The following is a 23,045-nucleotide window of genomic DNA, read 5'->3' as shown; positions in this document are numbered from 1 at the left end:
GTCAGCCCTTGGGCTGGTTGACCACGATCGTGCTCATGATCTTGTCGGCGAAGGTCTGGCGCTTGGAGTCCCACAGCGGCCACAGGTAGCCGATGTAGCAGATGCTGTCGACGATGTGGCACAGGTAGCGGACGAAGGCCATGCCGGCGCCGATCGGCTGGCCGGTCCGCTCGGCGATGAGCTTGATGCCGAGCACGCCCTTGCCGATCGAGTAGCCGGTCCGGCCCTGCTTCATGCAGGTGTTCCAGACGAAGAACGCGATCGAGGTGATGACGCCGACCAGGATCAGGATCGCGGAGGCCGCCCCGCCGTCCATGCTCGTCGTGGTGGTGCCGTCGGCGTTCGTCGTCGTCTCGGCGGAGGCGATGAGGATGCCGTAGCCGATCCACAGCGGGAAGCCGGCCAGCGAGGTGAGCAGCGCGTCGACCAGGTAGGCGCCGACCCGCTTGAACCAGTTGGCGTAGTCGGGGGCCATGCCGTAGCCCGGCATGCCGTACCCGGGCTGCCCGTAGGCGGGCTGTCCGTACGCCGGCTGGCCGTACCCGGGCTGCTCGCCGTACGGGTTGGGCTGCTGCTGGGCGTAGGGGTCGGGCTGCTGGTCGTACGGGTTCTGCGGGCCCTGGGGCGGGTTCCCGGTGCTGGACATCGTGTTCCCCCTGGTGGTGGGTCGAGCCGGTGGGTGGGTCGAAGGTGGCGCCAGCGTAGTGATGGCCGACCCGCACAGGTGTTCCCCCGCGCCACAACCGGCCAAACGTGTCCCGGCAGTTCCGGGGCCACTGAGGTGCATACGTGCGAGGTGCATACGTGGTATACATACCCGGTATCCATCGGTCACGGGGGCCGGTGGGCAACCGCCCGGGGAGGCGCGGATGTCTGTCAAGCAGGCACTGTTGGCGCTGCTGGAGCAGGGGCCGATGTACGGCTACCAGCTCCGCGCCGAGTTCGAGCAGCGGACCGGGGCGACCTGGCCGCTCAACGTCGGGCAGGTCTACACGACCCTGACCCGGCTGGAGCGTGACGGTCTCGTCGAGAGTGCCGAGGGCGCCGAGGACGAGGCCGACCTGGGCGCCGCTCAGGGAGCCAGCCATGGCGTGATCTACCGCGTCACCCCGGCCGGTCGGGACGAGGTCGCGGCGTGGTTCACCACGCCGGTGCCGCGCACCCAGCCGCCCCGCGACGAGCTCGCCATCAAGCTCGCCATCGCCGTCACCGTCCCCGGTGTGGACGTGGGCCGAGTGATCCAGCAGCAGCGCTCGGCGACGATGGCGGCGCTCCAGGACTACACCCGGCTCAAGCGCGGCGGTCGCGCCGCGGCGCCGGAGGATCGTGCCGACATGGCCTGGAGCCTGGTGCTCGACTCGCTGGTCTTCGCCGCCGAGGCGGAGATCCGCTGGCTGGACCACTGCGAGTCCCGGCTCCGCCGCGCCGCCGCCGAGCGGTCCCCGATGGGTGAGAAGTCCCCGGTGGCCGAGAAGTCCCCGGTGGTCGAGCCTGTCGAGACCACGCGCACGAAGGAGCCCCGCCGATGACCGCCGTGCTCCACCTCGACGAGGTGACCCGCGTCCACGGCGAGGGCGCGACCGAGGTGGTCGCCCTGCGCGCGGTCTCGTTCGCGGCGTACGCCGGCGAGCTGGTCGCGGTGATGGGCCCCTCCGGCTCCGGCAAGTCCACGCTGCTGACCCTGGCCGGCGGGCTGGACCAGCCGACGTCCGGCACGGTGTCGGTGGAGGGGTCCGACCTCGCGACGCTCGGCCACAAGGGCCGTGCGCGGATGCGGCGTACGTCGGTGGGCTACGTCTTCCAGGACTTCAACCTGATCCCGGCGCTCACCGCTGCCGAGAACGTCGCCCTGCCGCGCGAGCTGGACGGCGAGCGCACCAGGTCCGCCCGCCGGGCGGCCCGGGCCGCGCTGGACGAGGTCGGCATCGGTGAGCTCGCCGACCGGTTCCCCGACGAGATGTCGGGCGGCCAGCAGCAGCGGGTGGCGATCGCCCGCGCGGTGGTGGGGGAGCGCCGGCTGATCCTGGCCGACGAGCCGACCGGCGCCCTCGACACCGAGACCGGCGAGGACATCCTGCGGCTGCTGCGGGCCCGCTGCGACGCGGGCGCCGCCGGGGTGCTGGTCACCCACGAGGCGCGGCACGCCGCGTGGGCGGACCGGGTGGTCTTCCTGCGCGACGGCGTCGTGGTCGACGAGTCGGGCTCGACCCCGGTGGACGCCCTGCTCGAGCCGGACCTCGCGCGATGAGCAGCTGGCTGTCCGGCTGGCGGCTCGCGCTGAGGCTGGCCCGCCGTGACGCCCTGCGGTCCCGGGGCCGCAGCATCCTGGTCCTGGTGATGATCGCGCTCCCGGTGCTGGGGGTGATCGCCGCCGACGTGGTGCTGCAGACGCAGGACGTGTCCGGGGCGGAGTCGCTCGACCGGCGGCTCGGGGCCGCGGACGCGCGGGTGAGCTTCCAGCAGGGCATCGGGAGGGTGCAGCAGTCCTTCGACCCCGACGAGGCGTCGAGCGGCGACGGGGCTCCGGGCCGGCACCTGGATCCCTCCCGGCTCGCACGGGTGCGCTCGGTGCTCGGGCCCGACGTGCCGGCGATCCCGGTCAGCCGGGGCAGCGTCAGCGTCGACACCGACCATGGCGCCGTGTACGCGGAAACCACGCGCGTCGACCTGACCGACCCGCTCGCCGACGGCCTCTTCGACGTGACCGCCGGCCGCGCGCCGACGGCCTCCGACGAGGTGGTCGTGAACTCGGCGCTGGCCGACCGCGGCTTCGCCCTCGGTGACCGGCTCGAGGTGCAGGGCGCTGACTTGCGGGGCGAGGGGCCGTTCACGGTCGTCGGGATCGGCGAGTCCGCGACGTACCGCGGTTACCCCGTCCTCGTCGGAAGCTCCGCCGAGCTCGTCGACCATGGCAACGGGATGAAGACCTGGCTGGTCGGCGGCGGCCCCGTCTCCTGGGACCAGGTGCGGGAGATCAACGCGGTCGGCGGCCTGGTGCTCTCCCGGGCGGTGATGCTGGACCCGCCGCCGGAGTCCGCGATCCCCGCCGAGATCCGCAGCTGGTCGACCGGGACCGACCAGGCCGTGGTCGCGGTCGTCGTCCTGATCGTGGTGATGGCGCTGATCGAGGTCGTGCTCCTCGCGGGGCCGGCCTTCGCCGTCGGCGCCCGCCGCCAGTCGCGGTCGCTCGCGCTGATGTCCGCGACCGGCGGGACGCCCGCCCAGGCGCGGCGTGTGGTGCTCGCCGGCGGGATCGTGCTCGGCACGACGGGTGCCGCCCTCGGCGTGCTGCTCGGGATCGGGGCCGCGTGGCTGTTGATGCCGCTCGTGCAGCGGTTCTCGAGCTCCTGGTTCGGACCCTTCGACGTGCCGTGGCCGCACCTGGCCGGCATCGCGGCGTTCGGGCTCGTCAGCGCGCTGCTGGCCGCGGTGGTCCCGGCGTGGATCGCGTCCCGCCAGGACGTCGTGGCGGTGCTGGCCGGGCGCCGCGGCGACCGCGCGCCCGGCCTGCGCTCGCCGGTGCTCGGCGTCGTGCTGCTCGGCGCCGGCGTCGCGGGGGCGGCGTACGGCGCGCGGTCGACGTCCAACGGCGAGTACTTCATCGCGGGCGCAGCGATCGTCGCCGTGCTCGGGATGATCCTGCTGGTCCCGGTCGTGGTGGTCGGGCTCGCGAGGTTCTCCGGCCGGTTGCCGCTGACGCTGCGGTACGCCGTCCGCGACGCCGCGCGGCACCGGACCCGGACCGTGCCCGCGGTCGCGGCGGTGGCCGCGACCGTCGCGGGCGTGGTCGCGCTCGGGATCGCGAACACCAGTGACGAGGCCCAGAACGAGGCGGAGTACGTCCCGCAGCTGGCGATCGGCCAGGCGTCGATCACCCAGTGGAAGCCGCGCGAGGCCGCATGGCCGCGGCTGCGGGCCGCCGTGGAGCGGTACGTCCCGGACGCCGCGATCACCGAGGTGCGCGGGATCCCGTCCAGCACCCCGGGCGGCGGCACCGTCGACCTCGCCTTCCGGGTGCGCCACGACGACGGACTGCTCGACGTCTACGGCTCGGCGCTCGGGTCCTCGGTGCTGGTGAGCGACGGGGACCTGCCCACCGTCGTGCCCGGGGTCGCGGAGGCGGACGTCGCCCGCGCCGGCGCCGCGCTGCGGGCGGGACGTGCGGTCGTCTTCGCCTCGCACCGGGTGCGCGCCGACGAAGTACGCGTGACCGGCAGGAGCTATCCCGCACAGGGTGGCCGCGCCCACCTGCTGGGGAAGGTCGACGTCCCCGCCGTGTTCGTGCGGATCCCGGAGGGCCTGGGCACGATCCAGGCGGTCGTGCCCGGCTCGGTCGCGGCGGCCCTGGAATCCGAGTTCACCGCCCCCGCCACGGTGGGGCTGCTGATCGACGCGACGATCACCGCGGGGCAGCAGAAGGACCTCGACGAGGCGGTCCTCGGGATCTCCGACGACACCGGGTTGTACGTCGAGCGCGGCTACCAGGCGCCCGACGAGACGAAGATCCTGCTGCTGGTCCTCGGGGTGCTCGGCGGCGTGCTCATGCTCGGCGGCACGCTGACCGCGACGTTCCTCGCGCTCTCCGACGCGCGCCCCGACCTGGCCACGCTGTCGGCGGTGGGCGCCTCACCGCGCACCCGTCGCGGCGTCGCGGCGGCGTACGCGCTCGTCGTGGGGTTGGTCGGCGGCCTGCTCGGCATCGTGGTCGGGTTCATCCCGGGCGTCGCGATCACCTACCCGCTGACCGGCAGCTCCTGGCGGGCCACCACGGCGACCGGTGAGGCCCTGCCCTCGCACTTCCTCGACGTGCCCTGGCTGCTGGTCGGGTCCCTGGTGGTCGCGCTGCCGCTGCTCACCGCCCTGGTGGTGGGGCTGACCGCCCGCTCGAGGCTTCCGTTGGCGGGCCGCCTGACCTGAGCGGCAGACCACGACCGCACAAAAAGTCAGTCTTGACTGTTTGTTCATGGCGGCCCCATGCTGGCGGGGTGAGCAGCCAGCCGGGGACGGTCCGCGTCCCGCAGGAGGAGCGCACCCGCGCGATGCGGGCGCGGCTGCTCGAGGCGACGGTCGAGTGCCTGGTCGAGCGCGGCTTCAGCGGCACCTCCACGACGCTGGTCTCCGAGCGTGCCGGGGTGAGCCGTGGTGCCCAGCTGCACCACTTCCCGACCAAGAACGCCCTGGTGGTGGCCGCGGTCGAGCACCTCACCGAGGTCCGGGGCGCCGAGCTGGAGAAGGCGGCGGCGGCGCTGCCCACCGGCAGGCGCCGCACCCGTGCGGTGCTGCAGATGCTGGCCGACCACTTCACCTCGCCGGTCTTCACCGCCGCCCTCGAGCTGTGGGTGGCCGCGCGCACCGACGAGACCCTGCTGGCGGCCGTGGCGCCGCTGGAGCAGCGGGTCGGTCGCCAGACGCACCGGCTCACCGTCGAGCTGCTCGGGGCCGACGAGTCCCGGCCGGGAGTCCGGGAGCTCGTCCAGGCCACGCTCGACCTGGTCCGCGGGCTCGGGCTCGCCAACACGATCACCGACGACGCCCGGCGGCGCCGCCGGATCCTCGACCAGTGGGCCGTCGCCCTCGACGACGCCCTCGCCGACGACGATCTCCAGGGGGAGACCGCATGACCGACCTGCTCGACGCGCTGCTCGCGGACCTGAAGGCCGAGGGCGACCTGCTCTGGAACGCGGTCGCCGGCCTCGACGAGGACGGCTGGCGCACACCCACCCCGGCGGCCGGCTGGGACGTCGCCACCCAGGTCGCGCACCTGCTGTGGACCGACGAGGTCGCCGTCGCCGCGGCCACCGACAAGCAGGCCTGGGACGCGCTGGTGCTGCGGGCCATGGAGGACCCGACCGGTTTCGTCGACGCCTCGGCGCACGAGGTCGCGCGGCTCTCGCCGCCGGCGCTGCTCGCCCGCTGGGGCAAGGCCCGCGCGGCGCTCGCGACGGCGCTGCGGGACCATCCGGCCGGCGAGAAGATGCCGTGGTTCGGTCCCCCGATGTCGCCCGCCTCGATGGCCACCGCCCGGTTCATGGAGACCTGGGCGCACGCGGCCGACGTGTACGCCGCCCTCGGGATCGAGCAGTCGGCCCTCCGTGATCGGCAGAGCGACCGGATCCGCAACGTCGCCCACCTGGGCGTGCGAACCCGCGACTTCGCCTTCTCGGTGCACCGGCTGGAGGCGCCGGCCGAGGAGTTCCGGATCGAGCTGAAGGCGCCGTCCGGCGAGGTGTGGACGTGGGGTCCCGAGGGGGCCGCGCAGTCGGTGACCGGATCGGCGTACGACTTCTGCCTGCTGGTCACCCAGCGGGTGAACCGCGAGGACACCGACCTGGTGGCCGTCGGCGAGGACGCCGAGCGGTGGCTGGGGATCGCGCAGGCCTTCGCCGGCCCGCCCGGTGAGGGACGCGCCGCCGCGTCGGTCGAGCCTGCCCCCTCGTCGGTCGAGCCTGCCCCCTCGTCGGTCGAGCCTGTCGAGACCCGTCATGAGTGATCTCGACAGGCTCGATCACCGGTTGGTCGTCGGCAACTGCTCCGGCTTCTACGGCGACCGGCTCTCCGCGATGCGCGAGATGCTCGAGGGCGGGCCGCTGGACGTGCTGACCGGCGACTACCTCGCCGAGCTGACCATGCTCATCCTCGGCAAGGACACGATGAAGGACGCGTCGCTGGGCTATGCGCGGACGTTCGTCCGCCAGGCCGAGGACTGCCTGGGCCTCGCCCTGGAGGGGGGCGTGAAGATCGTCGCCAACGCCGGTGGTCTCAACCCCGCGGGCCTGGCCGACCGGCTCCGTGAGGTCGCGAAGGGACTCGGGCTCGACGCGAGCGTCGCCCACGTCGAGGGCGACGACCTGCGCCCGCGCGCCGAGGAGCTGGGCTGGGAGGGGGCGCTGACCGCCAACGCCTACCTCGGCGGCTTCGGCATCGCCGCCGCGCTGCGGGGCGGCGCCGACGTGGTCGTCACCGGCCGGGTCACCGACGCCTCGCTGGTCGTCGGGCCCGCGGTCGCGCACTTCGGCTGGGGACCCACGGCGTACGACGAGCTGGCCGGCGCGGTGGTCGCCGGACACGTCCTGGAGTGCGGCACCCAGGCCACCGGCGGCAACTTCTCGGGCTTCCGCAGCCTGCCGCACGACGGCCGGCCGCTGGGCTTCCCGCTCGCCGAGCTCGGCGCGGACGGCTCGAGCGTGATCACGAAGCACGACGGCACCGGCGGGGCGGTCACCGTCGACACGGTGACCGCGCAGCTGGTCTACGAGATCCAGTCCACCCACTACCTCGGCCCCGACGTGACCACCGAGCTCGACTCGGTGCAGCTCGAGCAGCAGGGCCCGGACCGGGTGGCGATCTCCGGCGTGCGTGGCTCGGCCCCGCCCGAGCAGCTCAAGGTGTGCGTCAACGAGCTGGGCGGGTTCCGCAACTCGGTGGAGCTGGTGCTCACCGGCCTCGACATCGAGGAGAAGGCCGAGTGGGTGCGGAGGCAGCTGGCCCCCGCGCTGCGCGCAGCGTCGGTCACCTGGACCCGCACCGCCACCCCGCCGCCCGACGCCGACACCGAGGAGGGCGCATCCTGCCTGCTGCGGTGCACGGTCATGGACCCCTCGCCCGACCCGGTCGGCCGCGCGTTCACCAGCGAGGCCGTCGAGCTGGCGCTCGGCTCCTACCCGGGCTTCACGATGACGGCGCCTCCCGGCCCGCCCACGCCGTACGGCGTCTACCGCCCCGCGTACGTCGACCGCGCCGCCGTCACCCACACGGTCGTGCACGCCGACGGCAGCCGCGAGGAGGTCCCGGACCCCACCACGTTCGGTGAGGTGCCGCCCGACGCCGGCCTCCGCCCCTCGCCGTACCCCGCCCCGGCCGACGCCCTCAACCGCCGGATGCCGCTCGGGTCGTTCGTGCACGCGCGCTCCGGGGACAAGGGCGGTGACGCGAACCTCGGGCTGTGGGTGGTCCACGACGGCTCGGAGAAGTACGACGCCCGCGTCACCTGGCTGACCAAGCTGATCACCCCCAAGAAGATCCACGAGCTGGTCCCGGAGGCGGCCGACCTCGAGGTCGAGGTCTTCGTGCTGCCCAACCTCGGTGCGGTCAACGTGCTGGTCCGGGGGCTGCTCGGCCAGGGCGTCGCCGCCTCGACCCGGTTCGACCCGCAGGCCAAAGGGCTCGGCGAGTGGGTCCGGTCGCGGATCGTGCACATCCAGGAGGGGTTGTTGTGACCGAGCATCGGGCGGCCCTGCGTGCGACCGCGGCCGAGTTCGTGCGCCGCGAGGTGGCCCCCCACCTGCAGGAGTGGGAGGACGCGGGCATGGTCCCGCGCGAGCTGCACGCGGCCGCCGCGAAGCAGGGCCTGCTCGGCGTCTCGTTCCCGGAGTCCGTGGGCGGCGAGGGCGGCGACCTGCTCGACTCGGTCGCCCTGCAGGAGGCGATGTTCGAGGCCGGTGCCTCCAGCGGCCTGATGGCCGCCCTGTTCACCGGCGGCATCGCGCTACCGCACCTGGCCGCCAACGGCTCGCCCGAGCTCGTCGACCGGTTCGTCCGGCCGGCGCTGGCCGGTGAGAAGATCGGCTCCCTGGCGATCACCGAGCCCGGCGGCGGCTCGGACGTCGCGGGCATCCGCACCACCGCACGGCGCGAGCCAGGGGCGGATGGCGACGTCTACGTCGTCAACGGCGCCAAGACCTTCATCACCAGCGGGGTGCGCGCCGACTTCGTGACCACTGCCGTGCGCACCGGAGGCCCGGGACATGCGGGGGTCAGCCTCCTGGTCATCGAGAAGGGCACGCCCGGCTTCACCGTCGACCGCGCCCTGGCCAAGATGGGCTGGCACTGCTCCGACACCGCGGAGCTGTCCTTCGTCGACGTCCGGGTCCCCGCCGCCAACCTGGTCGGCGAGGAGAACTCGGGCTTCTACCAGATCGCCGAGCAGTTCGTGGTCGAGCGGATCGCGCTCGCGGTGCACGCCTACGGCATCGCGGCCCGCTCGCTGGAGCTCGCCGCGGCGTACTGCCGCGACCGCGAGACCTTCGGCCGGCCGCTCATCGCCAACCAGGTGGTCCGCCACAAGCTGGTCGAGATGCGCCGGCAGGTGGAGGTCGCCCGCACCTACACCCGCGAGGTGGCCCGCCGGCACACGGTCGGGGCCCCCGAGGACAGGCACAGCGTGGTCGCCGAGGCCTGCCTGGCCAAGCAGACCGCCTGCGACGCCGCGACGTACGTCTGCCACGAGGCCGTCCAGCTGCACGGCGGGACGGGGTACATGCACGGGACCGAGGTGGAGCGGCACTACCGCGACGCCCGGATCCTGCCGATCGGAGGAGGAGCGACCGAGGTGCTGACGGATCTGGCCGCAAAGCTGCTGGGGTACGCATGAGCGACAACAGGACCGCGATGCTCGACAAGCTCGCCGAGCTGGAGGCCGAGCACGCCAAGGCGGTGGCCGGCGGCGGCGAGAAGTACGTCGAGCGCCACCACGCCCGGGGCAAGCTGCTGCCGCGCGAGCGGATCGAGCTGCTCATCGACGAGGGCAGCGCGTTCCTCGAGCTCAGCCCGCTGGCCGGCTGGGGCTCGGACTTCACGGTCGGCGCGAGCGTGGTGACCGGCATCGGCGTCGTCGAGGGCGTCGAGTGCATGATCACCGCCAACGACCCGTCGGTGAAGGGCGGCGCGAGCAACCCGTGGACGGTCAAGAAGATCTTCCGGGCCTCCCAGATCGCCGAGGAGAACGGGCTCCCGACGGTCGCGCTGGTCGAGTCCGGGGGCGCGGACCTGCCCACCCAGAAGGAGATATTCATCCCGGGCGGGAAGCTCTTCCGCGACATCACCCGCTCCTCGGCGGCCAAGCAGCCCACGGTCGCGATCGTCTTCGGCAACTCCACCGCGGGCGGGGCCTACGTGCCCGGCATGAGCGACTACACGGTGATGGTCAAGGAGCAGGCCAAGGTCTTCCTCGGCGGTCCGCCGCTGGTGAAGATGGCCACCGGCGAGGAGTCCGACGACGAGTCGCTCGGCGGCGCGGAGATGCACGCGCGGATCTCCGGCCTCGCCGACTACCTCGCCGAGGACGAGCACGACGCGCTGCGGATCGGCCGGCGCATCGTGGCCCGGCTGAACTGGCGCAAGCGGGGTCTCGACACGCTCGCCGGCGCTCGCTGCTCGACCAGCGAGGGCGACCCGAGCGGGCATGCCGAGACCTACGCCGAGCCCGACGCCGACTCCGACGGCCTGCTCGACCTGATCCCCACCGACCTCAAGGAGCCGTTCGACCCGCGCGAGGTGATCGCCCGGCTGGTCGACGGCGTCTCGCCCACCAACGGCCGCGCCTTCGACGAGTTCAAGCCGCTCTACGGCCCCTCGCTGGTGACCGGGTGGGCGAGGATCCACGGGCGGCCGATCGGCATCCTCGCCAACGCGCAGGGCGTGCTGTTCTCCGAGGAGGCGCAGAAGGCCACGCAGTTCATCCAGCTGGCCAACCAGGTCGACGTGCCGCTGCTCTTCCTGCACAACACCACCGGCTACATGGTCGGCAAGGAGTACGAGCAGGGCGGCATCATCAAGCACGGCGCGATGATGATCAACGCGGTCAGCAACAGCACCGTGCCCCACCTGAGCGTGATCATGGGGGCGTCGTACGGCGCCGGCAACTACGGCATGAACGGCCGCGCCTACGACCCGCGCTTCCTCTTCACCTGGCCCAGCGCCAAGTCCGCGGTGATGGGGCCCGCCCAGCTCGCCGGCGTCCTCAGCATCGTGGCCCGCGCGGCGGCCGAGGGTCGCGGCAAGGCGTACGACGAGGAGGCCGACGCGGGCATGCGGGCCTTCATCGAGGCCTCCGTGGAGGAGCAGAGCCTGCCGTTCTTCCTCTCCGGGATGCTCTACGACGACGGGGTCATCGACCCGCGCGACACCCGGACCGTCCTGGGCATCTGCCTGTCCGTCATCGAGAACAAGGCGTACAGCGGCACCGACCGCTTCGGCGTCTTCAGGATGTGACCCGCATGATCAACCGCCTCCTGGTCGCCAACCGCGGCGAGATCGCCCGCCGGGTCTTCGCGACCTGCCGCCGGCTCGGCATCGAGACCGTGGCCGTGCACTCCGACGCCGACGTGGGGCTGCCGTTCGTCCGGGAGGCCGACGCCGCGGTGCGGCTGCCCGGCACCAGCCCGACCGAGACCTACCTCGACGCCGCGCTGGTGCTCGAGGCGGCGCGCCGCACCGGCGCCGACGCGATCCACCCCGGCTACGGCTTCCTCTCCGAGAACGCCGCCTTCGCGCGCGCCGTCCTCGACGCCGGCCTCACCTGGGTCGGACCGGCGCCGGAGTCGATCGAGCAGATGGGCTCCAAGGTCGAGTCCAAGAAGCTGATGGAGGCCGCGGGCGTCCCCGTCCTCGGCAACCTCACCCCCGACACGGCCACCGAGGCCGACCTCCCGCTCCTGGTGAAGGCGTCGGCCGGCGGCGGCGGCCGGGGCATGCGCGTGGTGCGCGCGCTGGCCGACCTGCCGGACGAGATCGACAGGGCCGCGGCCGAGGCGGAGTCGGCGTTCGGGGACGGCACCGTCTTCGTGGAGCCGTACGTCGAGCGCGGGCGGCACGTCGAGGTGCAGGTCGTCGGCGACGGCGAGGGCCAGGTGCTGGTGCTCGGCGAGCGGGACTGCTCGCTCCAGCGGCGGCACCAGAAGGTCGTGGAGGAGTCGCCGGCTCCGGAGCTCTCGGCCGAGACGGCCCACGCGCTGCACGAGGCGGCCCGCAAGGCCGGGGAGGCGATCCGCTACCGCGGGGCCGGGACCGTCGAGTTCCTCTACGACCCGCAGACGGGCCGGTTCTGGTTCCTGGAGATGAACACCCGGCTCCAGGTCGAGCACCCGGTGACCGAGCTGGTGCACGGCGTCGACCTGGTCGAGATGCAGATCCAGGTCGCGGAGGGTGCCGGGGTCCCGGAGCTCGCCTCGCTTGCCGCTCGGGCGCCGGGCGGGCACGCGATCGAGGTGCGGCTCTACGCCGAGGACCCGGCCCGGGACTGGCAGCCGCAGAGCGGGACGCTGACCGCCTTCGACGTCCCCGGCGTCAGCGTCGAGTTCGCAGTGCTCGATCGTGCCGGGCTCGGCCGCGCCGGGCTGCGGCTGGACGCCGGCTTCGAGGCCGGCAGCGAGGTCTCGACGCACTACGACGCGATGCTCGCGAAGGTCATCGCGTGGGCCCCGACCCGGACCCAGGCCGCGCGACGGCTGGCGGGGGCGCTCGCCGGGGCCAGGCTGCACGGGCCGGCCACCAATCGCGACCTGCTCGTGTCGGTCCTGCGTGACCCCGCGTTCCTGGCGGGCCGGGTGAGTACCTCCTTCCTGGTTGATCGAACGTTCGATCAACCGGGAGAGGGTCCCTCACGAGCCGCTGCCACGGCCGCGGCGCTCGCGCTCGCAGAGCGGTCCCGCGCGTCGCGGACCGTCCAGCGCGGCATCCCCGTCGCCTGGCGCAACGTCCTCTCCCAGCCGCAGCGCATCGAGCTCGAGGCCCCCGACGGGTCACGGAGCACGGTCGAGTGGCTCGGCGGCCGGGACGGCTACGCCGTCGACGACTTCGTGGTGGTCGCGGTGACCGCCGACTCCGTGACGCTGGAGGCCGACGGCGTGCGTACGACGTACGACGTGGCGGTGGCCGGGGACGCGGTGGACGTCGACTCGCCGCGGGGCCACGTGCGGCTGACGCGGGTGCCCCGGTTCACCGACCCGGCCGACGCGGTGGCCAGCGGCTCGCTGCTCGCCCCGATGCCCGGCACCGTCGTGACCGTGGCGGTCGAGGCGGGCGCGCACGTCGAGGCCGGCCAGCCCGTGCTGGTCCTGGAGGCCATGAAGATGCAGCACACCGTGAGCGCGCCGCACGCCGGCGTGGTCACCGAGATCGACGTGAAGCCCGGCGACCAGGTCGCCGCCGGCGAGGTGATGGCCGTGGTCTCGACAGGCTCGACCACCGAGGACAGCTCGACCACCCGGGACAGCTCGACCACCGAGGGTGGCTCGACCACCGACGAGAGCGAGGAAGCATGACCAGCGTTGCGTTCAGCGAGTCCGAGGAGCGGCAGACCCTGCGCAGGGAGGTGTCGCGCCTCGCCGCGAAGTACGGCCGCGAGTGGTTCACCGAGAAGGCCCGGGCCGGCGAGAAGACCACCGACCTGTGGCTCGAGATCGGCAAGAACGGCTACCTCGGCATCAACATCCCCGAGGAGTACGGCGGCGGTGGCGGCGGCATCGGCGACATCGCCGCGGTCTGCGAGGAGCTGGCGGCCCAGGGCTGCCCGCTGCTGCTGATGGTCGTGTCCCCGGCGATCTGCGGGACGATCATCTCCCGCTACGGCACCGAGGAGCAGAAGCGGCGCTGGCTGCCCGGCATCTGCGACGGCACCGGCACCATGGCGTTCGCGATCACCGAGCCCGACGCCGGCACGAACTCCCACAACATCACCACGACCGCCCGCAAGGACGGCGACGGCTGGGTGCTCAACGGCCGCAAGATCTACATCTCCGGGGTCGACGAGGCCGACAACGTGCTCGTCGTCGCGCGGACCGAGGACGCCAGGACCGGCAAGCTCAAGCCCTGCCTGTTCGTGGTGCCCACCGACGCCGCGGGCTTCGAGGCGAAGTCCATCCCGATGGAGATCGTCAGCCCCGAGCTGCAGTTCCAGGTGTTCATCGACGACGTGCACCTGCCCGCCGACGCCCTCGTGGGTGACGAGGACGGCGGCCTGGTGCAGCTGTTCGCCGGGCTGAACCCGGAGCGGATCATGGCGGCGTCGTTCTCGACGGGACTCGGTCGGTTCGCGCTGGACCGGGCCACGGCGTACGCCAAGGAGCGCGCGGTGTTCAAGGACGCCATCGGCTCCCACCAGGCGATCGCGCACCCGCTGGCCCAGTCCCACATCGAGATCGAGCTGGCCCGGCTGATGACCCAGAAGGCGGCCGCGCTCTACGACGCCGGTGACGACATGGGCGCCGGCGAGGCCGCCAACATGGCCAAGTACGCCGCCGCCGAGGCCGCCTGCGACGCCGCCGACCGTGCGGTCCAGACCCACGGCGGCAACGGCATCACCCAGGAGTACGGCATGGCCGGCCTGCTGGTCGCGACCCGGGCCGGCCGGATCGCGCCGGTCAGCCGGGAGATGATCCTGAACTTCGTGGCCATGCACTCGTTGGGGCTGCCGAAGTCGTACTGACGCCGGATCGCGGGGTCGGCCCGGTAGCGTGGCCGCCGTGGGGAAACTGTCCGACCGCCTGGACCATGGCCAGCGGCGATTTCCCCCGGTGGCCGTCCCGATCGCGGTCGTCTACAAGTACAACGACGACCAGGGCAACTACCTCGCCGCGATCCTCACCTTCTACGCGTTCATCGCGATCTTCCCGTTGCTGCTGCTGGCCTCGAGCATCTTCGGCTTCATCCTGCAGGGTCGCCCCGAGCTGCAGCAGGAGGTGCTCAGCTCGACGCTGAGCCAGTTCCCGATCATCGGCGACCAGCTCGGCCGGCCCGAGGGCCTGCACGGCTCGACCGCCGGCGTGGTCATCGGTGCGGTCGCGGCGCTCTACGGCTCGCTCGGTCTGGGGACCGCGATCCAGAACGCGATGAACACGGCGTGGTCGGTGCCCCGCAACAGCCGCCCCAACCCGATCCTGCTGCGGCTCAAGAGCCTGCTGCTGGTGATGACGGCCGGCGCCGCGGTGATCACGATCTCGGTGCTCTCGGTGCTCGCGAGCAGCACCCAGGTCCTCGGCGGCTCGGCGGACGCCACGATCCAGTGGCTGATCCGGGTGGCGACGGTGCTCGTGATCGGGCTGCTGCTGACCCTGCTCTTCCGGGTCGCGGCGGCGCGGCGGCACAGCTGGCGCAGCGCCGTCCCCGGTGCGTTCACGCTGGCCGTCCTCTGGCAGCTCCTGCAGTACGTCGGCGCCTGGTACGTCACCCACGTCCTCGCCGAGACCAGCGCGATGAACCAGACCTTCGGCCTGGTCCTCGGTCTCATCGGCCTGCTCTTCCTGGCCTCGGTGATGGGGGTGCTCGGCATCGAGGTCAACGTGGTGCTCGCCCGGCGGCTGTGGCCGCGGGCGCTGCTGACGGCGTTCAAGGACGACGTCGACCTCACCGACGCCGACAGGCGCGCCTACACCGCCTACGCGCAGGCCCAGCGGCACAAGGGCATCGAGTCCGTCGAGGTCACCTGGGACAACCTCCCGGTCGTCCGGGACCCCGTCGAGAAGCGTGAGCCCGTCGAGAAGCGGGGCTCAGCCGAGCAGGCGGACCCGGACCCGCGCTAGGACCTCGTCGTCGAGTCCCAACCCGTCGCCGAGGTAGCCGTCCAGGGAGCCGTACGCCGCGTCCGCCGCGGCCCACCCGACGCGCAGGTAGTGCTCGTCGGCGACCAGCACCCGCTCGTAGACCGGGACCAGCTCCTCGCCGAGGGCGGTCGCGACCATGGTGAGGTACCTCCCGCGGCTCGCCCGCGTGCGCTCGTTGGTGAGCAGGTAGTCCTCGAGGACCACCTCGTCCGGCACGCCGGCGATGGCGAGCAGCAGCGCGGCGGCCCAGCCGGTGCGGTCCTTGCCGGTCGTGCAGTGGACGAGCTGCGGGCCGTCCTCCCGGGACACCCGGGTCAGGAACGCCCCGAAGGCCCGGCGGGAGGCGGGGTCGTCGACGAAGCTGCGGTAGACCCGCTCCATCAGCGCGGTCGCCGCCGGCTCGTCGGGCAGGTCGATGAGGTCGTCCATCGGGATGCCCGCGACGTCGAAGTGGCGCCAGGTCGCTCCCGGGACGACCGCGTCCGGGTGGGCGACCACCTCCTCGGCGGTGCGCAGGTCGTGGATCGCGGTCAGCCCGAGCCCCACCAGGGCCAGCGCGTCGGCGTCGTCGAGCTGGAGCTCACCGGAGCGGTAGACCAGGTGGCGTCGCATCCGTCGGCCGTCCCGGGTGCGGTGCCCGGGTCCCGCGACGTCGCGAAGGCTGTCGAGCGAGGCGAGTCGGGGAAGGCTCACGAGCGCGAGGATACGGAGCCGACCCCAGCGAGCCCCGGTCAGCGAGTGGTCAGCGCGGCGGTCAGCGCCGTGATCGGCGGAGGGGCACGAACCGGTAGCTGCCGTGCCGGCTGGTCTCGACCCGCCCGTCCCGGTCCTTGACCGCGAGCACCATCCGGCCGGAGACCGGGACGACCATCCGGCCCTCGGGCGCGAGCTGCTCGAGGAGGTCGACGGGGAGCGTGCGGGCGGCGGCGGAGACCAGGATCCGGTCGTACGGCGCGTGGCTGGGCACGCCCAGCACGCCCGGCTCGGCGGCGACGATCCGCGCCCAGGGCTGGTCGGTCCGCGCGAGGTTCGCCGCGCCGAACCCAACCAGGTCGGGCTCGATCTCGACGCCCACCACCTCGCCACGCGGCCCGGTCAGGTGGGCCAGCAGCGCGGTGGTCCACCCGGAGCCGGAGCCCACGTCGAGCACCCGCTGCCCGGGCCGCGCGTCGAGCAGCCGCAGCATCTCCGCGACCGTGCGCGGCTGGGAGCTCGTCTGGCCGTGGCCGATGTCGAGCGGCCCGTCGAAGGAGGCGCGCCGTCGCTGGGCCTCGGGCAGGAACCCGGTCCGCGGCTCGGCCCGGAACGCTTCGGTGACGGCGTCCATGTCTCCCCATTCAAGCCCCCCGGGTCAACCTCCAGGGTCAGGCACGGCACGGTCAGGACCGGGGCGGCAGCGGGAAGAACATCGACGTGCGGGCGGCGTACTCGGGGTAGCCCGGCCGCTTCATCATGGTCTGCTCCAGCAGCCGGGCGCCGGTCGCGAAGACCAGGAACCAGGTCATCGCGACGGGCGCCAGCACGGTCAGCAGGCCGGGCAGCCAGCCCGAGGCGAGCCCGCCGACCAGCCACAGGCCCCACCACACGCACGCGTCCCCGAAGTAGTTGGGGTGGCGGGTCCACCGCCACAGCCCCCGGTCCATCACCGGACCGCGGTCGGGGTCTCGCTTGTACGCCGCGAGCTGGGCGTCGCCGACGGCCTCGAAGACCAGGCCGACCAGCCACAGCACGCTGCCCGCGACCACCACGGGCCACCAGCGCACCGACAGCGCCGCCCCGACCTGGACCGGCAACGAGATGAACCACATCGCCACGCCCTGGACGAGGAACACCTTGCGCACCGCGACCCCGAACCCGACCTCGCGGACCGGACCGCCGAGCAGCTTCTCGTACCGCGGGTCCTCCCCGTGGCCGACGGCCCGGCGGCGGATGTGCCAGGCCAGGCGGAGACCCCACAGCCCCACCAGCCCGAGCACCAGCCACCGCCGGGCCGGGTCACCGTCCGCGACCGCCGCCGTGCCGGCGGCGATCGCGACGAACCCGAGGCCCCACGCGACGTCCACGACCGCGACCCGGCCGACCGCGCGCGCGACCAGCGCGGCCACGGTCATCACGACCGCGGCGGTCAGCAGGCCGACGGCCAGGCTCGTCAGGACCTCGCTCACGGGGAGGTCACCAGGACCGGGTCGCGGGCAGGTCGTGGGGACCGTCGGGGCGGACCATCAGGATCTGGTCGACCCCCATCCGGCCGTCCCGGAACGCCATCGCGCCGCCGACGAGGTAGAGCCGCCAGACGCGGACGACCTCCTCGCCGACCAGCTCGGTCAGCCGGTCGACATTGCCCTCGAACCGCTCCAGCCACCCGGCCACGGTGAGCACGTAGTGCTCGCGCAGCGCGTGCACGTCGCGCACCTCGAGCCCCCCACGCTCGAGATGCGCGACGGTCTCTCCCACCGGCCGCATGTACATGTCGGGCGCGATGAAGGACTCGATGAACGGCCCGCCGCCCGGCCACCGGCCGGTGCGTGACATCTGCTGGACCAGGACCCGGCCGCCCGGCCTCACCGACCGGCGCAGCACCTCGGCGTACGTCGGGTAGTTGCCCTCGCCGACGTGCTCGCCCATCTCGATCGAGGAGACCGCGTCGTAGCTGCCCCACTCGGACTCGGGCACCTCGCGGTAGTCCTGGAGTCGGATCTCGACCCGGTCGGCGAGGCCGCGCTCGGCGATCCGGGCGTCGATGAAGCGCTTCTGCTCGGCGGCGATCGTGACGCCGGTGACCTTCGCGCCGAAGTGCTCGGCGGCGTGCAGGGACAGCGACCCCCAGCCGCAGCCGACGTCGAGCAGCGTCATCCCCGGCTCGAGGCCGAGCTTGCGGCAGACCAGCGAGAGCTTGGCGCGCTGCGCCTCCTCGAGGCTCACGTCCGGGGACTCGTGGTAGCCGCAGGAGTAGGCCATCGAGTCCTCGAGGATCAACGAGTAGAACTCGTTGGACAGGTCGTAGTGGTGGCTGATCGCGCGCCGGTCCCGCAGCACGCTGTGCAGCCGGCCCCGGATCCGCGCCTGGGAGGCCGGGGGAGCGGGCGGGCGACCCAGTGCACCGATACCGGCGGCCGTGCGCACCGCCTGCGCGATGGCCGCCAACGGGGGTCGCCCGCCGCCCAGCTCCCGGTCGCGGGCGACCGAGAACGCATGGGTCAGCGCCGCGTCGAGGTTGTGGTGCACCTCGAGCTCGCCGGTCACGTAGGCCTGCGCGGCGCCGAGCTCGCCCGGGTGCCACAGCAGCCGGCGTACGGCGTCGGGCGAGCGCAGCTCCACCAGCGGAGCGCCCGCCGGCCCGGCCTCGGAGCCGTCCCAGGCCCGCAGCCGCACCGGCAGGTCGCCCCCGATGAACGGCCGCACCGCCTCGGCCAGCCGCTCCGCGACGCCGGTCGGGCTGGCTCCCTCGGTGGTCGAGCTTGTCGAGACCACGCCGTCGACGGCTGTCATCACACTTCCTCCGGTCGGGCGAACGTGAGCTGGTTGACGTCGATGTAGCCGGAGGCGAACCCGGCGCGGGAGTACTCCAGGTAGAAGTGCCACATCCGGCAGAAGGTCTCGTCGAAGCCGAGCTCGCGGACCCGGTCGGCGGCCGCGAGGAACGCCGCGTCCCAGCGGCGCAGCGTCTCGGCGTAGTGGGCGCCCATCGCGAGCCGGTCGGTGATCCGCAGGTCGGTGTGGCGCCGGGTGATCTGGTCGATCACCTCGACCGAGGGCAGGAAGCCGCCGGGGAAGATGTACTTGTTGATCCAGGTGTAGGTGTTCCGGGTCGCCAGCATCCGGTCGTGCGGCATGGTGATCGCCTGGATCGCGACCCGGCCGCCCGGGGCGAGGACCCGGTCGATGGTCTCGAAGTACGTCGGCCAGTACTGGTGGCCGACCGCCTCGACCATCTCCACCGACACCACCGCGTCGTAGCGGACCCCGCTGGTCGAGCCCGTCGAGACCGCGCGGTAGTCGCAGAGCTCGACCTCGACGAGGTGGCTCAGGCCGGCGGCGGCGATCCGCTGGTCGGCCAGCTCCTTCTGCTCGCTCGACAGGGTGATGGTGTGCACCCGCGCGCCGCGGCGCGCGGCGCGGATCGCGAGCTCGCCCCAGCCCGAGCCGATCTCGAGCACCCGGGACCCCTCGCGGACACCGGCCTGGTCGAGCAGCCGCTCGATCTTGCGGACCTGGGCCTCCAGCAGGTCGTCCCCGCCCGCGGTGTCGCGGGGGTACGGCGCGGTGGCACGGGAGTGGTCGCCCCGCTCGACGACGTCGGAGGTGAACAGCGCCGCGGAGTAGCTCAGTGACGGGTCCAGGAAGAGCTGGAACAGGTCGTTGGACAGGTCGTAGTGGTGGGCGATGTTGCCGCGGGTGTTGCGCTCGGTGTTGCGGTGCCGGCGCGGCGTGCGGGGCACGACCAGCGCGCGCAGGCGTTGGAGCGACTCGGGGACCAGGTGCTGCATCTCGCCGGCCAGCACGGTCAGGAAGCCGGCCAGGTCCTCGGCGTCCCAGGCCCCGGTCAGGTAGGACTCGCCGAACCCGATCAGGCCCTGGGTGCCCACTCGCGCGAAGAGCTCGTCGGGTCGCCGCACGACCATCACCGGGCCGCCGCGGCCGTAGGTCTCGGTGTGGCCGTCGCTGGGGTCGCCGGTGGTCGAACCGGACGCGACCACCACGGTCACCGGGAGGCGGCGGACCGCGGCGAGGAACAGCCGGCGGGCCACCTTGGCCGAGACCGTGGCGCGCGGCCCGGTGGGGACCGTGTCCAGTCCGGGCCACGCCGTGACGTCGGGACGGGTGGGGGTCAGGGTCATGCGTCAGACGCCTTCCTGGTGGTGCTGCGGTCGCGGTCGGACCGGCAGGCGGCGGACCCACAGCCAGATGCCGTGGGAGCGGATCAGGATCGAGCCGCGCAGGGCGGCGGGGGCGGCGCGCAGCGCCTGGAGCCGGGTGGCGCGGCGCGAGGTACCCCCGGGGGTGCGGGTCCCGGTCAGGGACGCGCTGAACACCGCACCATCGTCGGTGCGGAGGCTGACGGCGACGTGCAGCCGGTCACCGGGCACGGGAACGGCCAGCTCGTAGGTGCCGTCGGTGCCGTGGAACGGCGAGACGTACATCGCCTTCGGCGTCGTCGCGCGGCCCTGCTCGTCGGGGTGGACGAGGTAGGCGTGCCGGTCGCCGTAGGTGTTGTGCACCTCGACGACGGTCGCGGTCTGCGCGCCGGCGGCGTCGAAGCACCAGAAGACGCTGATCGGGTTGAAGCAGTAGCCGAACGCCCGCGGCTGCGCCGCCATCAGCACCCGGTCGGCCTCCAGCCCGTGGTCGGCCAGGAACGCGTCCAGGTTCTCCCGGATGGTCCGCGACGGGTCACCGAGGTGGTCGCGGCCCTCGAAGCTGCCCAGAAAAGGGCGGAGAAGAGGGCGCAGCAGCGGCCCGTGGCCGGGCAGGTCGTCGAGGTCGACCAGCCAGGTGTGCGAGCGGTGCTCGAAGGTACGCCGGAACGGACGGCGGCGGGTGTGCCGGATCGTGGTGGCGTACACCCCGGTCAGCTCGCTCGCTGGTCGAATGGTGGTGGCGGTGGTCCCGGGCAGCTCGCTCGCTGGTCGAGTAGCCCGCGAGGAACGAGCGGGCGTGTCGAGACCCGGTGAGGTGCTCGACCAGCTCAGCCCGAGCCGCTCCGCGGCCTCGACCCCGGAGCGCGCACCGTCCTCGTGGAACCCCCAGCCGTGGTAGGCGCCGGCGAAGGCGACCCGGTCGGTGCCGATGGTCGGCAGCCGCCGCTGCGCGGCGACCGACTCGGGGGTGTAGAGCGGGTGCTCGTACTCCATCCGGTCGATCACGGTGGCCGGGTCGACGAGGTGCTCGCCACCGAGCGTGACCAGGTAGCGGGTCTCGGCGTCGAGCCGTTGCAGCCGGGTCAGGTCGTAGCTGACGGTGACGTGGCCCAGCGCCTCGGTGGGGCGCAGGAAGTTCCAGGACGCCCAGGCGTTCCGGGCGTGCGGCATCAGCGAGGTGTCGGTGTGCAGCAGCGCGGTGTTGGGGGAGTACGGCATCGCGCCCAGCACCTCGCGCTGCGCGGGGGTCGGCTCGGCGAGCATCGCCAGCGCGTGGCCGGGATGGGTCGCGACGACGACCGCGTCGTACGCCTCGACGTGGCCGTTGCCGTCGGTCACCTCGACGCCGGTGGGGGTCTCGAGGACCGAGGTGACCTTGGTGCCGGTGCGGATGTCGTCCAGGCCGGCGGCGACCCTCTCGACGTAGGTCCGCGAGCCGCCGGTCACGGTCCGCCACTGCGGCGAGCCGAAGACCTGGAGCATCCCGTGGTGCTGCAGGAACGCGAAGAGGTAGCGCGCGGGGTAGTCCAGCGCCAGCTCGGGGTCGCACGACCACACCGCCGCCACGACCGGCTCCATGAAGTGCCGGGTGAAGTACGCCGTGAACCCGCCGGCGCGCAGGAACTCGCGCAGCGTCACGTCCTCCCCGGAGCCCGCGAGCAGCGCCTTCGCGCGCCGGTGGAAGCGCGGGATCTCGGTGAGCATCCGCAGGTACGCCGGCCGGGTCAGGTTGTCGCGGGCCGGGAAGATCCCGCGCCGGCCGAGCGCGCCGGCCCACTCCAGGCCGGACTCGTCGTCGCGGATCGACATCGACATGTCGGAGTCCTGGGTCGCGACGCCGAGCTCGGCGAAGAGCCGCAGCAGGGTCGGGTAGGTGCGCTCGTTGTGCACGATGAACCCGGTGTCGATCGCGAGCGGCCCGTCGGGGCCGTCGACGAGGTGGGTGTCGGCGTGCCCGCCGAGCCGGTCGTCGGCCTCGTAGAGCGTCACGGCGGCAGCGCCTCCGGCGCCGTCGACACTGCCGGCCGCGACGTGCGCGGCGGTCAGCCCGGCGACCCCGGAGCCGATGACGGCGACCCGGCGGGGAGGAGTGGTCCGCATCAGGCGGTCTCGAAGCTGAAGACGGCCACGGGGTCTGAGGTGGGCACCCGGGAGCCGCCAGCGGGCTCGACGGTGATGCCGGCACCCAGCGCGTTCGCGAGGTCACCCTCGAGCACCACGGTGGAGTCGGCGGCGGTCATGAGTCCGCCGGAGACCGGGACCATGCCCTCGTCGGCGTCCTGGAGCCACATCTCGTAGACCTTCCCGACCGGGAGCGCGGGCAGTCCCTCGGTGCTGACGACGAACTGGTTCAGCGACTTCGACGCGACGATGGTCGCCTCGCCGCCGTCGACCCTGCGGGTCACGCTGACCGCGTCGGGGGCGTTGCGGACCCGGTCGGCGGCGCTGACCGGGGGTGCCTGGGTGGTCTCGTCGGACCAGGGGTGCCACACCACGCCTCCCGCCCCTAGCGCGGCGACCACCGCGGCGGCGGCGACCAGCGGGGCGACCCACCGGCGACGGCTGCGCCCGGTGTGCTGGGCAGGGGGCGGCGTCACCGGCGGCAGCGGCCGCACCGTGGCGACCTCGGCGAGGAGGCGCTCGCGCAGGGCGGCCGGCGGCTCGGCGGCGGAGGTCTCGGCGAGCAGGCCGGCGGCCTCGCGGAGGCCGTCGACCTCGGCGCGGCACTCCGCGCACTCGGCGAGGTGGCGCTCGAACTGGGCGCGCTCGATGTCGTCGAGGGCGTCGATGGCGTAGGCGCCGGACAGCGCGTGGATGTCGCTGGTCATTCGGGGCCCCCGTTCGAAGCGGAGCGAAGCGAGCACTCGAA

General features: G+C 73.2%; 19 protein-coding genes. 11 read left to right on the top strand and 8 right to left on the bottom strand.

Annotation, left to right across the window (positions count from 1 at the left end):
• Position 1 precedes the first annotated feature (1 nt).
• Positions 2-646: an RDD family protein gene (locus tag ABD268_RS15060; RefSeq protein ID WP_344153803.1), complete on the bottom strand. Its 645-nt coding sequence runs from the start codon at positions 644-646 to the stop codon at positions 2-4.
• A gap of 223 nt (positions 647-869) precedes the next feature.
• Between ABD268_RS15060 and ABD268_RS15055 the strand changes: the two genes are divergently transcribed.
• From ABD268_RS15055 to ABD268_RS15005, 11 genes are all read left to right on the top strand, one after another.
• The gene (locus ABD268_RS15055) at positions 870-1,529 is read left to right on the top strand and encodes a PadR family transcriptional regulator (protein WP_344153800.1); all 660 of its coding nucleotides are present in this window, start codon (positions 870-872) and stop codon (positions 1,527-1,529) included.
• Entirely contained in the window at positions 1,526-2,248 is a 723-nt protein-coding gene (locus ABD268_RS15050) for an ABC transporter ATP-binding protein (RefSeq protein WP_344153798.1), read from the top strand. Before ABD268_RS15055 ends, ABD268_RS15050 begins: the two co-directional genes overlap by 4 nt.
• Positions 2,245-4,917, top strand: a complete 2,673-nt coding sequence (locus tag ABD268_RS15045) for an ABC transporter permease (protein ID WP_344153795.1) — start codon at positions 2,245-2,247, stop codon at positions 4,915-4,917. The genes ABD268_RS15050 and ABD268_RS15045 overlap by 4 nt, the downstream gene beginning before the upstream one ends.
• 68 nt (positions 4,918-4,985) lie before the next feature.
• A complete protein-coding gene (locus ABD268_RS15040; protein ID WP_344153792.1) occupies positions 4,986-5,621 on the top strand; it encodes a TetR/AcrR family transcriptional regulator in 636 nt (211 codons plus the stop codon).
• On the top strand, positions 5,618-6,490 hold the full coding sequence (locus ABD268_RS15035; RefSeq protein WP_344153788.1) for a TIGR03084 family metal-binding protein: 873 nt from the start codon (positions 5,618-5,620) through the stop codon (positions 6,488-6,490). The genes ABD268_RS15040 and ABD268_RS15035 overlap by 4 nt, the downstream gene beginning before the upstream one ends.
• A complete protein-coding gene (locus tag ABD268_RS15030; protein ID WP_344153786.1) occupies positions 6,483-8,216 on the top strand; it encodes an acyclic terpene utilization AtuA family protein in 1,734 nt (577 codons plus the stop codon). The genes ABD268_RS15035 and ABD268_RS15030 overlap by 8 nt, the downstream gene beginning before the upstream one ends.
• A complete protein-coding gene (locus tag ABD268_RS15025; protein ID WP_344153783.1) occupies positions 8,213-9,370 on the top strand; it encodes an acyl-CoA dehydrogenase family protein in 1,158 nt (385 codons plus the stop codon). The genes ABD268_RS15030 and ABD268_RS15025 overlap by 4 nt, the downstream gene beginning before the upstream one ends.
• A complete protein-coding gene (locus tag ABD268_RS15020; RefSeq protein ID WP_344153780.1) occupies positions 9,367-10,989 on the top strand; it encodes an acyl-CoA carboxylase subunit beta in 1,623 nt (540 codons plus the stop codon). The genes ABD268_RS15025 and ABD268_RS15020 overlap by 4 nt, the downstream gene beginning before the upstream one ends.
• A gap of 5 nt (positions 10,990-10,994) precedes the next feature.
• Positions 10,995-13,040, top strand: a complete 2,046-nt coding sequence (locus tag ABD268_RS15015) for an acetyl/propionyl/methylcrotonyl-CoA carboxylase subunit alpha (protein WP_344153777.1) — start codon at positions 10,995-10,997, stop codon at positions 13,038-13,040.
• A complete protein-coding gene (locus tag ABD268_RS15010; protein ID WP_344153775.1) occupies positions 13,037-14,203 on the top strand; it encodes an acyl-CoA dehydrogenase family protein in 1,167 nt (388 codons plus the stop codon). The genes ABD268_RS15015 and ABD268_RS15010 overlap by 4 nt, the downstream gene beginning before the upstream one ends.
• Positions 14,204-14,240: 37 nt before the next feature.
• Complete coding sequence (locus ABD268_RS15005; protein ID WP_344153772.1) at positions 14,241-15,296, top strand: YihY/virulence factor BrkB family protein; 1,056 nt, start codon at positions 14,241-14,243, stop codon at positions 15,294-15,296.
• Here ABD268_RS15005 and ABD268_RS15000 read toward each other — a convergent pair.
• From ABD268_RS15000 to ABD268_RS14970, 7 genes are all read right to left on the bottom strand, one after another.
• Complete coding sequence (locus ABD268_RS15000; RefSeq protein ID WP_344153769.1) at positions 15,264-16,010, bottom strand: tyrosine-protein phosphatase; 747 nt, start codon at positions 16,008-16,010, stop codon at positions 15,264-15,266. The genes ABD268_RS15005 and ABD268_RS15000 overlap by 33 nt on opposite strands.
• 61 nt (positions 16,011-16,071) lie before the next feature.
• Positions 16,072-16,644 (bottom strand): protein-L-isoaspartate O-methyltransferase family protein, encoded by a 573-nt coding sequence (locus ABD268_RS14995; RefSeq protein ID WP_344153766.1) that lies wholly within the window; start codon positions 16,642-16,644, stop codon positions 16,072-16,074.
• Between the two features lie 52 nt (positions 16,645-16,696).
• Positions 16,697-17,482, bottom strand: a complete 786-nt coding sequence (locus ABD268_RS14990; protein WP_344153763.1) for a DUF1295 domain-containing protein — start codon at positions 17,480-17,482, stop codon at positions 16,697-16,699.
• Positions 17,483-17,489: 7 nt separating this feature from the next.
• Positions 17,490-18,806, bottom strand: a complete 1,317-nt coding sequence (locus tag ABD268_RS14985) for a class I SAM-dependent methyltransferase (RefSeq protein WP_344153761.1) — start codon at positions 18,804-18,806, stop codon at positions 17,490-17,492.
• Positions 18,806-20,155, bottom strand: a complete 1,350-nt coding sequence (locus ABD268_RS14980; RefSeq protein ID WP_344153759.1) for a class I SAM-dependent methyltransferase — start codon at positions 20,153-20,155, stop codon at positions 18,806-18,808. Before ABD268_RS14980 ends, ABD268_RS14985 begins: the two co-directional genes overlap by 1 nt.
• 3 nt (positions 20,156-20,158) lie before the next feature.
• Entirely contained in the window at positions 20,159-22,276 is a 2,118-nt protein-coding gene (locus ABD268_RS14975) for an FAD-dependent oxidoreductase (RefSeq protein WP_344153757.1), read from the bottom strand.
• Complete coding sequence (locus ABD268_RS14970; RefSeq protein ID WP_344153755.1) at positions 22,276-23,004, bottom strand: anti-sigma factor; 729 nt, start codon at positions 23,002-23,004, stop codon at positions 22,276-22,278. The genes ABD268_RS14975 and ABD268_RS14970 overlap by 1 nt, the downstream gene beginning before the upstream one ends.
• Positions 23,005-23,045 lie beyond the last annotated feature (41 nt).

The sequence above is a fragment of the Nocardioides koreensis genome, assembly GCF_039531775.1.
Taxonomy (GTDB): domain Bacteria; phylum Actinomycetota; class Actinomycetes; order Propionibacteriales; family Nocardioidaceae; genus Nocardioides; species Nocardioides koreensis.
This window is presented reverse-complemented; position numbering and strand designations above follow the sequence as displayed.

What these genes read in the sequence shown, in the direction of transcription:
- ABD268_RS15020 (WP_344153780.1), top strand. Translation starts at nt 9,367, where the DNA reads ATGAGCGACAACAGGACCGCGATGCTCGACAAGCTCGCCGAGCTGGAG.
- ABD268_RS14995 (WP_344153766.1), bottom strand. Translation starts at nt 16,644, where the DNA reads ATGGACGCCGTCACCGAAGCGTTCCGGGCCGAGCCGCGGACCGGGTTC.
- ABD268_RS14970 (WP_344153755.1), bottom strand. Translation starts at nt 23,004, where the DNA reads ATGACCAGCGACATCCACGCGCTGTCCGGCGCCTACGCCATCGACGCC.
- ABD268_RS14980 (WP_344153759.1), bottom strand. Translation starts at nt 20,155, where the DNA reads ATGACCCTGACCCCCACCCGTCCCGACGTCACGGCGTGGCCCGGACTG.
- ABD268_RS15050 (WP_344153798.1), top strand. Translation starts at nt 1,526, where the DNA reads ATGACCGCCGTGCTCCACCTCGACGAGGTGACCCGCGTCCACGGCGAG.
- ABD268_RS15010 (WP_344153775.1), top strand. Translation starts at nt 13,037, where the DNA reads ATGACCAGCGTTGCGTTCAGCGAGTCCGAGGAGCGGCAGACCCTGCGC.
- ABD268_RS15055 (WP_344153800.1), top strand. Translation starts at nt 870, where the DNA reads ATGTCTGTCAAGCAGGCACTGTTGGCGCTGCTGGAGCAGGGGCCGATG.
- ABD268_RS14985 (WP_344153761.1), bottom strand. Translation starts at nt 18,806, where the DNA reads ATGACAGCCGTCGACGGCGTGGTCTCGACAAGCTCGACCACCGAGGGA.
- ABD268_RS15045 (WP_344153795.1), top strand. Translation starts at nt 2,245, where the DNA reads ATGAGCAGCTGGCTGTCCGGCTGGCGGCTCGCGCTGAGGCTGGCCCGC.
- ABD268_RS15030 (WP_344153786.1), top strand. Translation starts at nt 6,483, where the DNA reads ATGAGTGATCTCGACAGGCTCGATCACCGGTTGGTCGTCGGCAACTGC.
- ABD268_RS15060 (WP_344153803.1), bottom strand. Translation starts at nt 646, where the DNA reads ATGTCCAGCACCGGGAACCCGCCCCAGGGCCCGCAGAACCCGTACGAC.
- ABD268_RS14975 (WP_344153757.1), bottom strand. Translation starts at nt 22,276, where the DNA reads ATGCGGACCACTCCTCCCCGCCGGGTCGCCGTCATCGGCTCCGGGGTC.
- ABD268_RS15015 (WP_344153777.1), top strand. Translation starts at nt 10,995, where the DNA reads ATGATCAACCGCCTCCTGGTCGCCAACCGCGGCGAGATCGCCCGCCGG.
- ABD268_RS15035 (WP_344153788.1), top strand. Translation starts at nt 5,618, where the DNA reads ATGACCGACCTGCTCGACGCGCTGCTCGCGGACCTGAAGGCCGAGGGC.